Here is a 12,632-nt window from a genome sequence, read left to right on the forward strand (position 1 = left end):
CCGACCGATGCCGTCATGCGACCCCGGACTTGACCGAGGAGACCGCATGACGACCGATCCGATTCCCGCGCGCCTGGCCGCCCTGAAGACCATGAAGACGCCGGAACTGAAAGCGCAATGGCGGGAGCTGTTCGAGACTGACCCGCCGCCCTACAACCGCCGCTTCCTCGAAAGCCGGCTCGCCTATCGCATCCAGGAACTCGCCTATGGCGGACTGAAGCCCGAGACGGTGAAGCGGCTGGAGGTGCTCGGCGAGCAGCTGGACGGCGGCAACATCACCACCCGCCGCATCCGGCAAGATCGCAAGCCGATCACCGGTACGAAGCTGATCCGGGAGTGGCAGGGCGTCGAGCATGTCGTCACCGTCACCGGCGACGGTTTCGAATGGCAGGGGCGTCCCTACCAATCGCTCTCCGCGATCGCCCGCGCCATCACCGGCACCCGCTGGAACGGCTGGGTGTTCTTCGGGCTGAAGAACCGGCGGGGCGGCGCATGACGAAGCCGATCCTCCGCAAGCTCCGCGCCGCCGTCTATACCCGGAAATCCTCCGAGGAAGGGCTGGAGCAGGAGTTCAACAGCCTCGACGCCCAGCGCGAGTCCTGCGAGGCCTATGTCGCCAGCCAGAAGTCCGAGGGCTGGGCGCTGGTCCGCGACCGCTACGACGACGGCGGCTATTCCGGGGGAACGCTGGAGCGACCGGGCCTGAAGCGCCTCCTCGCCGACATCGAGGACGGGCTCGTCGACGTGGTCGTGGTCTACAAGATCGACCGCCTGAGCCGCTCGCTCGCCGATTTCGCCAAGCTGGTCGAGGTGTTCGACCGGCACGGCGTGACGTTCGTCTCGGTGACGCAGTCGTTCAACACGACGACGTCGATGGGACGGCTCACCCTCAACATCCTGCTCAGCTTCGCCCAGTTCGAGCGCGAGGTCACCGCCGAGCGCATCCGCGACAAGGTCGCCGCCAGCCGAAAGAAGGGTATGTGGATGGGTGGCTGGGCGCCCTGGGGCTACGACGTGAAGGATCGGAAGCTGATCGTGAACGCCGCCGAGGCCGCGACGATCCGCATGATCTTCGAGCGGTTCGTGACCAGCGGCTCGGCTACCGCATTGGCGCGGGAGCTTCGGTCCGAGGGAGTCGTCACCAAGCGCGGAAAGCCCATCGACAAGGGCGCACTCTACAAGCTGCTGAACAACCGCGTGTACATAGGCGAGGCGGTGCACAAGGGGAAGAGCTACCCCGGCGAGCATGCCGCCATCATCGACCGGGCGCTGTGGGACAAGGTCCATGCGATCCTGGCCGAGAGTCCCCGGAAGCGCGCCGCGCAGACACGCGCCCAGACGCCCGCCCTCCTGAAAGGGCTGCTGTTCGGCCCCGGTGGCGCGGCCTTCTCGCCGACACACACCCGCAAGGGCGACAAGCTCTACCGGTACTATGTCAGTCAGGCGGTGCTGAAGCGCGGGCGCGACGCCTGTCCGGTCGGCCGCGTCCCGGCCGCGGAGATCGAGAGCGCCGTGATCGATCAGATCCGGGCTGTCTTCCGCCAGCCGGAGATCATCGTCGGCACGTGGCGCGCCGCACGCGGCCACGACGCCGAGGTGACGGAGGCCGACGTCCGCGACGCTCTGGAGCAGCTCGACCAGCTGTGGGACGAATTGTTCCCGTCCGAGCAGGCCCGCCTCGTACAGCTCCTCGTCGAACGGGTCGAGATCGGCGAAGACGAGCTCGACATCCGGCTTCGTGCCGACGGCATGCCCGGACTGGTGGCCGAGGTCAGCGGCTACGCGAGGGCGGCGGCATGACGAGCCGCGAGACCCTTTCCGTGCGCGTCCCGTTCCGCATCCGCAAACACGGCGGCCGGAAGCTGATGGTCTCTCCGGATGGCGCCTCTGCGCCGGCGCGGCCGCGGATCGACAGTACGCTGGTCAAGGCACTCGCCCGGGCGCATCGCTGGAAGCGTCTGCTGGAGCAGGGCGACTACGGCAACCTGACGGAACTGGCCCGGGCCGAGAAAATCAATCTGTCCTACGTGGGCCGAGTGCTTCGTCTGACCCTGTTGGCGCCGGACATCGTCGAAGGGATTCTCGACGGGCGGCAGCCGCCAACCTGGCAGCTAGAACTGCTCCTCAAGCCCTTTTCGGCCGATTGGTCGGAGCAACGCAGGGCGCTGGCTTCAGAAAGCCCTAGCAAAACATAGCACTAAGGGCGCCGCGCGAGGCTGCCCGCCCAAGCTGGCGCCGTGTTTTGCCATTGCAGCAACGCCATTTCTGCAACAAGATTGACGGAGCACCCTCCGACGTTTATATTCTGTGCAGACAAGCGTTGGCGTGGTGGCGAAATGCAGCTTTCCAAAGTCGTCGAGGTCCTGCCCGGGGTTCCGTTCCGCTCTCGCATCGAGAGCGAAAAGAACGGCGCCTGCGTCGTCGTGCAGGCGCGCGACCTCGTCGGCGACGGCACGGTCGACCTTACGGGCGCCGCCCGCATCGCCGCACCGCCCAGTTCGACAAGGGGGTTTCTGAAGCCGGGCGATGTCATCCTGCAGCCGCGCGGCAATCGGTACTCGGTCGGCAAGATGGACGACGTCACCGGCCCTACGGTGGCGGCGGCGCCCCTCTACATCCTTCGACGCCGCGCCAAGGACGTCGATCCCGACTTCCTCGTCGCGTTCCTCGAGGCGGCGTCGACCCAGAGCATATTGCGCCAGGACGCCGTCGGAACTCACGTTCCGCAGATCCCCAGGCAGGCCCTCGAAGCCCTGCACATCGAGCTTCCCGACCTCTCAAGCCAGATCAGGCTCGCCGACCTCGCCCGGCTCGAACGGCGCGAGATCGAGGTGATGGACCGCCTTCGCGTAGCGCGGGGCCGGCTATTCGACCTGGCTCTGCGGGAGATCGCGAAGAAAAGCCGGAAGCGCGCTAGCGCTCCCGGCTCCATCCCGGGCCTCAAAGGTGCGCCAACACCCTGAGGTCCTTTGTCCAACTGTCTTAGACGAAAGGCAATCTACGCATGTCCATCACGATCGGCAACTACAGCTTCGAGGGCCCCTTCGGCAACACGGCCGACCTTCGCAACAATTCCGGCGTCTATGCGATCCTCAGCCGGCGGACCGACGCGGACCGCTACACGGTGATCGACATCGGCGAGGCCGGCTGGATCCAGGACCGTGTGGCCAACCACGACCGACGGGATCAGTGGAGGCACAACAACCACGGTACTCTCGCGGTCGCGGCGCTCTACTGCGACGAGGCGGCGCGGATGCGGATCGAGCGGGAGCTCCGGGCGCAGTTCAGCCCGGTGTGCGGCGTACGCTGACAGCAATCGAGGACGGGCGGGCGCGCAGGCGCCCGCCCCATCCCAAGGAGAAAACCATGGCAGACAGAACCACCCTCGACGACGTCAAGCGGATCGCCTGGGCGGCATGCGACACCTTCCGCGGCGTGATCGACGCTTCGGAATACAAGGACTTCATCCTCGTCTTCCTGTTCTACAAGTACGTGAGCGACGTCTGGAAGGAGCACTACCAGGAAGCGGACCAGCGCTATAAGGGCGATCAGCTTCGCGTCGAGCGGAAGATGGCGCGGGAGCGTTTCGTCATCCCGAAGGGCGCGAGCTTCGACGACCTCTTTCGCCAGCGCAATGCCGACAACATTGGCGAGCTGATCGACCAGGCGCTGGACGCCATCGCCGAGCGGAACAAGACCAAGATCGGCGACGCCTTCGCCGACGTCATGTTCAACAGCGAGACGAAGCTCGGCGACACCAGGAACCGCAATCGGCGCCTCAAGTCGCTGATCGAGGACTTTGCGAAGCTCGATCTACGCCCCTCCCGCGTGGTCGGCGACGGCGCGGACCACAAGACCGCCGAGGACGTCATCGGCGAGGCCTACATCTATCTGATCGAACGCTTCGGCTCGGAGGCGGGCAAGAAGGCCGGCGAGTTTTACACACCGCGTCAGGTCGCCCGCGTGCTGGCCAGGATCGCTGCCCCGCAGCCGGGCGACCGCATCTGCGACCCCGCCTGCGGCTCGGGCTCCCTGCTGATCAAGGCCGCGGAAGAGGTCGGCTCGCGGGACTTCGCCCTGTTCGGGCAGGAGGTGAACCGCGGCACCTGGGGTCTGGCGCGCCTCAACATGTTCCTGCACGGCATCGATGGCGCCCGGCTGGAATGGGGCGATACGCTCAACGACCCGAAACTCGTCGACGGCGCCAGTCTCACGAAGTTCGACGTCGTCGTCGCCAACCCGCCGTTCAGCCTGGACAAGTGGGGCGCCGAGAATGCCGAGAACGATCGATTCGGCCGCTTCTGGCGCGGCGTGCCGCCGAAGTCCAAGGGCGACTGGGCCTTCATCACCCACATGATCGAGGCCGCGAAAACGCAGGAGGGTCGCGTCGCGGTGGTCGTCCCGCACGGGGTGCTGTTCCGGGCCGGCAAGGAAGGCATCATCCGCAAGGCGGTGATCGAGGAGAACCTGCTCGACGCCGTCATCGGCCTGCCGGCGAACCTTTTCCAGACCACCACCATCCCCGTCGCGGTGCTGTTGTTCGACCGGCGGCGCGAGAAGGGCGGCGCACTGGCGGACCGGCACGACATCTACTTCATCGACGCGAGCCGGGATTTCCAGCAAGGCAAGAACCAGAACCAGCTTCTAGACAGCCATGTCGACCGCATCATCTCGGCGCTGGCCACGCGGGAGGACGTGGAGCGCTATGCCCGCGCCGTTCCGGTCGACGAGGTGAAGGAGAACGGCTTCAACCTCAACATTCCCCGTTACGTCGACACGTTCGAGCCGGCAGAGGAAGTCGATATCGCGGAGGTGCAGAAGGAAATCGACACCCTGGAGGAGGAGCTCACGAGCCTGCGCGCAAAGATGCGGGAGCATCTGAAGGAGCTGGGGCTCAATGTCTAAGTGCGAAGTTGTCCCGTCGCATCTCGAAAAGGGGTGGCGAGTTCAGCGCATCGCCTCGGTTGTCGATACTCTGCGACCAATAACCTATGGCGTCGTCCAGCCCGGTGAACACGATCCGGAGGGTATTCCTCTGGTCCGCGGCGGCGACTTTGCTAGCGGATGGCGTCCGCTCGACGAATATCGTCGTGTGGCTCCACACGTCGAGCGTCGCTTTGCACGTGCGCGTTTGCGCCCGGGTGACATCGTAATCACGATCAAGGGAGACGTAGGCTCTTGTGCCATCGTTCCGGATTTCCTCGATGGAGCGAACATTAGCCAGACGAATGCACGACTCGCTATTGATCAAAACAAGGCCGATCCTGCATTTGTTCTACTTTTCCTCCGCTCTATAGAGGGGCGTCGCCAGGTAGCAGCCGCCACGAAAGTCGGCGTTCAACCGAGTCTAATTTTTCAGGACATACTCGATTTTGAACTGCCGGTTCCTCCGATAGAGGTTCAGCGTCGCATAGCGGCGATCCAATCCACATGGGATTCAACGTTGGATCGGCTGTCCCGACAGATCGACCGCAAAGAGAAGCTGCTGTCGTCGATCCGCGAGCGCCTCATTCACGGCGCTCATAGGCTTGGTAGCAGAAACTCCTCTTGGCCCATGACCACGCTCTCCGAGGTGACCACGCAGCTGACCGGTCGCAATGGCGACCGCTACGGCCGAGACCTAGTCATGGGCGTGACAAAGGCCGAAGGCATCGTTCCCATGCGCGAGCATGTCGTCGCGGAGAATATCAGCCGCTACCTCGTCCTGCCGCCCAACGGCTTCGCCTACAACCCGATGCGCATCAACATCGGCTCCATCGCCATGTCGGAGCACGAGGGCGACGTCATCGTCAGTCCCGACTATGTCGTGTTCGCCTGCAAGGAAAACCGGCTTCATCCGCGCTTCCTCAACCACCTGCGTCGGACGAAGGCATGGGCCGATTTCATGACCATCGCCGGAAACGGCAGCGTCCGCGTCCGCATCTACTATGCGAGCCTGGCCGAATTCGAATTCCATCTGCCGCCGCTCGATGAACAGCGCGCCATCGTCGAAGTGCTCGATGATGCGGAGCGGGAAATCACCGCCCTCGAGGCCGAGCGGGCAGCGCTCGCCAGGCAGCGCGACGCGCTCGCGACCGAGCTGCTGACAGGGCGCCTCCGGGTGCCACAGGCGGAGGCAGCGTCATGAAGTTCGAGGTCTACTGCGACGAGGCTCTTCCGGATCTCTTTACCTCCCAGCGCCCGCGCGCCCGATACCTGATGATCGGCAGTCTGTGGCTGCCCGCTGAGATGCGCGACGAGGCCAAGGCCAGAATCGCCGCGCTGCGGGCAGACCATGCGGTGTGGGGCGAGATGAAGTGGACGAAGATCTCGCCGTCGAAGCAGGCCTTCTACGAGGGTCTGGTCGACGTCTTCATGTCCTTCGGCATGGACATGCGCTTCCGCTGCATCGCCGTCGATCGCGAGCAGGTCAATCTCGCCCTGCACGGCAACGACGGCGAACTGGGCTTCTACAAGTTCTACTACCAGCTCCTGCACCACTGGATCCTGGACTTCAACGAGTACCGCATTTTCTGCGACCTGAAGACCAACCGGGACCGGAAGCGTCTGCATGACCTGCAACGCTGCCTGCACTACTCGAACCTCTCCGCCACGATCGCCGACATCCAGTCTCTGCCGTCGCCGGAGGTGGTCCTCCTTCAGCTTTGCGATGTGCTGCTGGGGGCGGCGAGCAGTCGGCTGAATGACACGCTCGGACAAGGCACGGCCAAGGAGGCCGTCGTCAGGAAGCTGGAAGAGCGGCTTAATATCCACGGCCGCATCGGACCCACGCGCCGAACCGAGGAGAAGTTCAACGTCTTTAGAATCCGGCTGGACGGGGGCTGGTGATGCCGTTGCCGCCGCTTCTCCAGCTGCCCGACGAGGCCGCCTATCGACAGCATTTCGTGGGCACCTATTGCCGTGGAGTGATTGAGACGCACGACGGCATTCGCGTCTTCTTCCGGCAGAACCAGTTCGACCACGCTTTCTACGAGAGCACCAGCCGCGACGGCGCCAAGGACGCCTTCTCGTGGGTGCGGGCTGAGCGCATGAACTGGATCGGCGCCACGCTGACCGATCCGGCTGCGGTCCGTTACCAGGGATGGGTTGCCAGGACGCGGAGCTACGACGCGGCGCGGAGGGTCGATCTTCTCTATGAGGATTTCGTGGTGGTTCTGGCGCTGGGCCTGAATCGGGCCGGGGCGCTGAGGGCGAACTTCATCACCTGTTTCCAGGCGGACAACAGCATCGGCAAGATCCGCACCTCGCCCCTCTGGACAAGGGAGGCCTGCCTGAATGCGCTGCGCTGAAAGAAATTGGGCGCTGATTTGCCATGCTGGCTCAGCGCCCGAAGCCTCGATTGGTTCAAAGCCGCTAGGCAGTGAACTCACGGATATACGTGCGAGCTTAGCGCCCGAATGTCAAGGATTTGTTGATGGACGGGTGACCCGGTCCAAGGGCGAGGCCTGTAGGACCCATTCCATCGGACCGGCTCAAGCCTTTGAACTGAAACATCATTTTTCCGGCCATCGGGTTCATCTGGCGAATCCGAGCCGATCGGGAGCCTGCCAATGACCAAGGCACCGAACCCCCGTATCCAGGATACCGAAAAGCACCTGTCGCAGCTTCCGGCACTGCACCTGCTCCAGAAGATGGAGCCCCGCTGGCGGCTGCTCACACGCGAGGAGGCGGAGCGCGAGCGGGGCGGCAAGCGCGCCAACGTCTACCTCGACGGCATCCTGAAGGAGAGCCTTGCGCGCATCAACCGGGTGGAACTCCGCGGCCAGTCCTATCCGTTTACGGAGAACGGGCTTGCCGAGGCGATCGAGCGGCTGAAGCGGCCGCGCCCGTCCGGCCTGCTCCGCATCAACGAGGAGCTGACGGACCTGCTGCTCCTGGGCACGGCGGTGGAGCAGACGGTGGACGGGATCACGCGGGCGTTCCAGGTCAAGTTCGTCGACTGGGCAGATCCGTCGGCAAACGTGTTCCATGTCTGCGCCGAGTTCGATGTCGAGCGCGAGCACACGACAGATATGCGGCGTCCGGACCTTGTGCTGTTCGTAAACGGCATTCCCTTCGCCGTGATCGAGTGCAAGGGCCCATCGACAGGTGTGGATCAGGCGGTTTCGCAGCACATCCGCAACCAGCAGGACGGGGAGATTCCGGGCCTCTTCCGGACGGTCCAGCTCCTCGTTGCGACCAGTAAGAACGATGTTCGCTACGGCACCGTCGGAACTGCGGCATCCTTCTGGTCGAAATGGGCCGAGTTGGAGGACCGCGAGGCCGACGTCCTGGCCGCGATCAACGCGCCGCTCGATGCCGATCAGAACCGCCAGACCTTCGCCGACGGCTTCCGCGAGGACCGTGCCTCCTACGACGCGCGTTTCGGACAGGGTGATAGGCTCGTCACCGAACAGGACCGCGTGTTGTGGGCGCTCGCCCGCCCGGAACGTCTGCTCGATCTGGCGCGCCGTTTCACGCTGTCCGATGCCGGCGAGAAGAAGATCGCGCGATACCAGCAGTTTTTCGCCGTGCGGAAGATCCTTCGCCGCGTGACCGGCGAACGCGATGAGGAAGGACGGCGGCGCGGCGGCGTGATCTGGCACACCCAGGGCTCGGGCAAATCGCTGACGATGGTCATGCTGGCGCGCGCCCTCGGCCTCGAACCGTCGATCCCCGATCCTCGCATCGTCCTGGTGACTGACCGGATTGATCTGGACGAACAGCTCGAAGGCACCTTCAAGGCATGCGGCCTTGAGCCCAAGCGTGCCACCACGGGCCGGAACCTGCTCGATCTCGTGGCAACGGAAAAACGGGCGGTGGTCACCACCCTCATCAACAAGTTCGACACGGCCCTGAACGTCCGCGACTTCTCCGACCCGTCGGAGGACGTCTTCCTGCTGGTCGACGAGAGCCATCGCGGGCAGTACGGCCGGCTGCATTCCCGGATGCGGAAGATCTTTCCCAACGCCTGCTATCTGGGCTTCACCGGCACGCCGATTCTCAAGACCGAGAAGAACACCGCCGCCAAGTTCGGGGGCATCATCGACGTCTACGCGATCGACCAGGCGGTCAAGGACAAGGCGGTCGTGCCGCTCCTGTACGAAGGCCGTCATGTCGAGCAGCGCGTCGACGAGACCGCCATCGACGCCTGGTTCGAGCGCGTGTGCGCCGGCCTCTCCGAGGACCAGAAGGCGGACCTCAAGCGGAAATACGCCAGGACGGCGCGGCTGTTCCAGACGGAGCAGACCATCGCGCTTATCGCGTTCGACGTGTCGGAGCATTTCCGCCGCACCTGGAAGGGGACCGGGTTCAAGGGACAGCTGGTCACGCCTTCCAAGCGGTCCGCCATCCTCTACAAGCGCGCACTGGACGAGCTGGGCGTGGTCACCTCCGAAGTCATCATCTCGGCGCCCGACGACCGCGAAGGCGAAGAGCGGATCGACGAGGCCTCGTCGGACGAAGTCAAGCGGTTCTGGAAGACCGCGATGGACCGCTACGGCGACGAGGCGACCTACAACTCGCGCATCATCGAGGCTTTCAAGAAACGGGAGGATCCAGAGATCCTGATCGTGGTCTCGAAGCTGCTGACCGGCTTCGACGCTCCCCGCAACACCGTCCTCTACCTGGCGCGTCCGCTCACCGAGCACAATCTGTTGCAGGCGATCGCACGGGTGAACCGGGTCGCGGAAGGCAAGGACTACGGTTACATCGTCGACTATTGCAGCGTTCTCGGCGAGCTAAACCAGGCCCTGTCGAGCTACTCGGCGCTCGAAGGCTTCGATGAGGCCGACCTCGCTGGGACGGTCACGTCGATCAACACCGAGATCGAGAAGCTCGGCCAACGGCACTCGGAATTGTGGGACGTCTTCAGGGGCGTCGCAAACACGGCAGATGAGGAGGCGCTGGAGCAGCATCTGGCCGACGAGGCTCGGCGCGACGAGTTCTACGACCGTCTCAATGCCTTCTCCAGGACGCTGGCCATCGCGCTGTCAAGCCACGAGTTCGCGAACGAGCCCTCGAACCAACGTCGCATCGCCGGCTATCGTGACGACCTTCGCCGTTTCGAGAACCTGCGCCGCGCCGTGAGAACACGCTATCAGGATGCGGTGGACTACGGCCAGTACCGCAAGCGGATCGAAAAGCTGCTCGATACCTACGTCGTCGCGGACGACGTCCGGCCGATGACCGACCTCATCAACATCTTCGATGAAGATGCGTTTGCCGAGGTTCTGAACTCCAACGCATCGGCGGCAAGCCGGGCGGACTCCATCGCCCATGCCACGAAGCGGACCATCGACGAGCGATGGGAAGAGGATCCGACGTACTACAAGCGGTTCTCGGAGCTGATCCGGCAAGCGATCGAGGATTTTCGGGCCAAGAGCATCTCCGACCTCGAGTACCTCAAGCGTGTCCGCGAGATCCGTGACCAGATGGTGCGACGGGACACAACCGACATTCCCGAGCCCGTCAGGGACGATCCGCTCGGGCGAGCCTTCTACGGTTGCCTTCGCGAAGCTTTGTCTGACCTCCAGGGCTCCGGCGAGGCCGACACCGAAACATTGAGCGCAGAAGCCGCCGCTCACCTGGTCGGCATCATCAACAGCCATCGGCGTGTGGACTGGGCTCAGGATCCGGACGTCGAGAACGCCATGAAGAACGACATCGACGACTACATCTTTGATGTGATCCGGGGCGAGCACAACGTACCGATTTCGCCGGAGGCGATCGACGCCCTCATCGATCGCCTGTTGATGGTCGCTCGCCGCCAGGCAGCGTGATGATCAGGTCGACGAACTATGGCAGCGCGGTCATCGAATACACTCTTACCCGAAGTCCGCGCTCGTCTCTTTCGATCTCGGTACTGCCAGATGGCGCCGTCACTGTCACTGCCCCGGAAGAGGCGTCTCCGGACGAGATCGACGAGCGTGTCAGACGGCGGGCGTGCTGGATCCTGCGCCAGCAGAGGCGGTTCGCGGAGTTTCGGCCGAGGACGCCCCCACGGCAGTTCGTCGGCGGAGAGACTCATCGCTATCTGGGCCGGCAATACCGCCTGAAGATCGATGGCGCCGAAAAGGATCGGGTTCTAATCCGGTCCGGCCGGCTCGTGGTCGAGACGCGGTTTCCGGACGATCGCGACTGGACCCGGGTGCTAGTTCGCCGCTGGATGCGCCAGCGCGCGCGGGAAGTGCTCAAGGAGCGCTACGACGAAGCCCGCCCCACCATGGCGGCCCTGGGGATCGAACCGCCTCCGTTGATGATCTGCCCCATGAAGAAGCGTTGGGGCAGTCATACGTCGTCGGGCCGCATCCTACTGAATGACATGCTTATCGCGGCGCGGCGCGACTGCATCGACTACGTGATCGTCCACGAACTCTGCCACGTCGTCGAGCCGAACCATTCGCCGCGGTTCTTCCGACTCCTTAACCGCTTGATGCCCGACTGGGAGCGCCGCAAGGATCTCTTGGAAAGGTCGATGATCTGAAGCCCGTTGGTGGAGTTGGATCGATGTGGTCTCCGGCTGCCGACAATGCCTCGAACCGGGGCCGCAAGCCCGTTGATTTTCTCCTTTGATTTCAAAACTCTCCGGACTGTACGAACCAGGCCGCAGTCCAGAGGTCGAGAGAAAACAGCGGAGAGAGAACGCCGACGTGGCCTGCGACGGCAGAAGGCAGTCCAGAGGTCACGCGCCGAATGGCGCGGTTCCTCGGGAAGTTCCGCGCGATCTCTGGCGCGGAGAACGTTCGACCGGGTAGAAATGGCGGTCCATGTAGTCCATTGCGAACCGTTCTCCGGGTGCCGTGTGCCTGTTTACAGGGAAGAACAGGGAATTTTCGGCATTTTCGGCCGTGGAGAAGCGCTTTCCGCTGCTATAACCCCCTGAATTCCTGCCTCTTTCCGCCCGAATTCCCTGTGACTAATAACAGGGAATTCAATTGCCGGAACAGGGTGCTGGAATCCGCCAGCAGGGAATCTGGATTGGCTTGCAGGGAACCCCGCTACGAAGAGCAGCGAACCCCCAGGGAACTGGCATCAGTCCGCGGCTCCAGGGGCGCCTCGGGCCACTGCCTTGGACAACGCCATGCACGCCTGGCCCGCAGCAACACCGGCTTCCGCGGACATTGCAACTGCGCACTCGACAGGCCAGGTCCGGGCGCACCTTGCATGGGGACAACAGACGCTGCGCACCGGAGTGGGCAGCCACCAGACATGGTCGAACAGACGCCGGGGGCTTCGCAATGCGGGACGGGACGCACCTGAAGCGGGACGGGATTGCGGGTTAGCGGGACGATAGTGGGACGAAACGCGAGTAAACCGGGACGGATTCGCACCTTACCGGGACGATGATGGGACAGGGTGGCGCCAAGCTGGGATGGGAATCGAATGACGCGGGACGGAATGGCCGCATTGTGGGACAGACCCGGGACGGCCTGCAGGAGCGGCACGCAAGGTCTTCCGCAACCGGCGTATGGCGGTTCTGTGCTGCGAGCCTCCCCCTAGGATCCCCGCAGGCACTCGACCATCCGTGACGCTCCATGTGCCCCTGCTGCAATCGACATAAGCGCCGAATGCTTGCTCTGCCGCGAGAGATGATGGATGTCTCCCGTCGAAAGGCGGTGTCGTTCGTTGAGGAGCGCAATCCGGTCCGGATA

The 12,632-nt window shown here is 63.9% G+C and carries 12 protein-coding genes; 11 read left to right on the forward strand and 1 reads right to left on the reverse strand.

Annotated elements, in window-relative coordinates; translation table 11 throughout:
* Positions 1-46: 46 nt before the first annotated feature.
* From TEF_03105 to TEF_03130, 6 genes are all read left to right on the forward strand, one after another.
* Positions 47-496: a hypothetical protein gene (locus TEF_03105; GenBank protein ANK79894.1), complete on the forward strand. Its 450-nt coding sequence runs from the start codon at positions 47-49 to the stop codon at positions 494-496.
* Positions 493-1,800 carry a resolvase gene (locus tag TEF_03110; protein ANK79895.1) on the forward strand — a complete coding sequence of 436 codons (1,308 nt, stop codon included), beginning with the start codon at positions 493-495 and terminating at the stop codon, positions 1,798-1,800. Before TEF_03105 ends, TEF_03110 begins: the two co-directional genes overlap by 4 nt.
* The gene (locus TEF_03115) at positions 1,797-2,195 is read left to right on the forward strand and encodes a hypothetical protein (protein ID ANK79896.1); all 399 of its coding nucleotides are present in this window, start codon (positions 1,797-1,799) and stop codon (positions 2,193-2,195) included. The genes TEF_03110 and TEF_03115 overlap by 4 nt, the downstream gene beginning before the upstream one ends.
* A gap of 141 nt (positions 2,196-2,336) precedes the next feature.
* Complete coding sequence (locus tag TEF_03120) at positions 2,337-2,963, forward strand: hypothetical protein (GenBank protein ID ANK79897.1); 627 nt, start codon at positions 2,337-2,339, stop codon at positions 2,961-2,963.
* A gap of 41 nt (positions 2,964-3,004) precedes the next feature.
* On the forward strand, positions 3,005-3,310 hold the full coding sequence (locus TEF_03125; protein ANK79898.1) for a hypothetical protein: 306 nt from the start codon (positions 3,005-3,007) through the stop codon (positions 3,308-3,310).
* A 56-nt stretch (positions 3,311-3,366) separates the two neighbouring features.
* On the forward strand, positions 3,367-4,905 hold the full coding sequence (locus TEF_03130) for a type I restriction-modification system subunit M (GenBank protein ID ANK83239.1): 1,539 nt from the start codon (positions 3,367-3,369) through the stop codon (positions 4,903-4,905).
* Here the strand turns inward: TEF_03130 and TEF_03135 are convergent.
* A complete protein-coding gene (locus TEF_03135; protein ANK79899.1) occupies positions 4,895-5,251 on the reverse strand; it encodes a hypothetical protein in 357 nt (118 codons plus the stop codon). The genes TEF_03130 and TEF_03135 overlap by 11 nt on opposite strands.
* 303 nt (positions 5,252-5,554) lie before the next feature.
* Here TEF_03135 and TEF_03140 point away from each other — a divergent pair, with 303 nt between their 5' ends.
* The 5 genes from TEF_03140 (at position 5,555) to TEF_03160 (ending at position 11,464) form a co-directional block, all read left to right on the forward strand.
* Positions 5,555-6,127 (forward strand): hypothetical protein, encoded by a 573-nt coding sequence (locus TEF_03140; protein ANK79900.1) that lies wholly within the window; start codon positions 5,555-5,557, stop codon positions 6,125-6,127.
* Positions 6,124-6,828: a hypothetical protein gene (locus TEF_03145; protein ID ANK79901.1), complete on the forward strand. Its 705-nt coding sequence runs from the start codon at positions 6,124-6,126 to the stop codon at positions 6,826-6,828. Before TEF_03140 ends, TEF_03145 begins: the two co-directional genes overlap by 4 nt.
* Entirely contained in the window at positions 6,828-7,289 is a 462-nt protein-coding gene (locus tag TEF_03150; GenBank protein ID ANK79902.1) for a hypothetical protein, read from the forward strand. Before TEF_03145 ends, TEF_03150 begins: the two co-directional genes overlap by 1 nt.
* Before the next feature lie 261 nt (positions 7,290-7,550).
* On the forward strand, positions 7,551-10,760 hold the full coding sequence (locus tag TEF_03155; protein ANK79903.1) for a restriction endonuclease subunit R: 3,210 nt from the start codon (positions 7,551-7,553) through the stop codon (positions 10,758-10,760).
* A complete protein-coding gene (locus TEF_03160; GenBank protein ANK79904.1) occupies positions 10,760-11,464 on the forward strand; it encodes a hypothetical protein in 705 nt (234 codons plus the stop codon). The genes TEF_03155 and TEF_03160 overlap by 1 nt, the downstream gene beginning before the upstream one ends.
* Positions 11,465-12,632 lie beyond the last annotated feature (1,168 nt).

The organism is Rhizobiales bacterium NRL2 (assembly GCA_001664005.1).
Taxonomy (GTDB): Bacteria; Pseudomonadota; Alphaproteobacteria; order Minwuiales; family Minwuiaceae; genus Minwuia.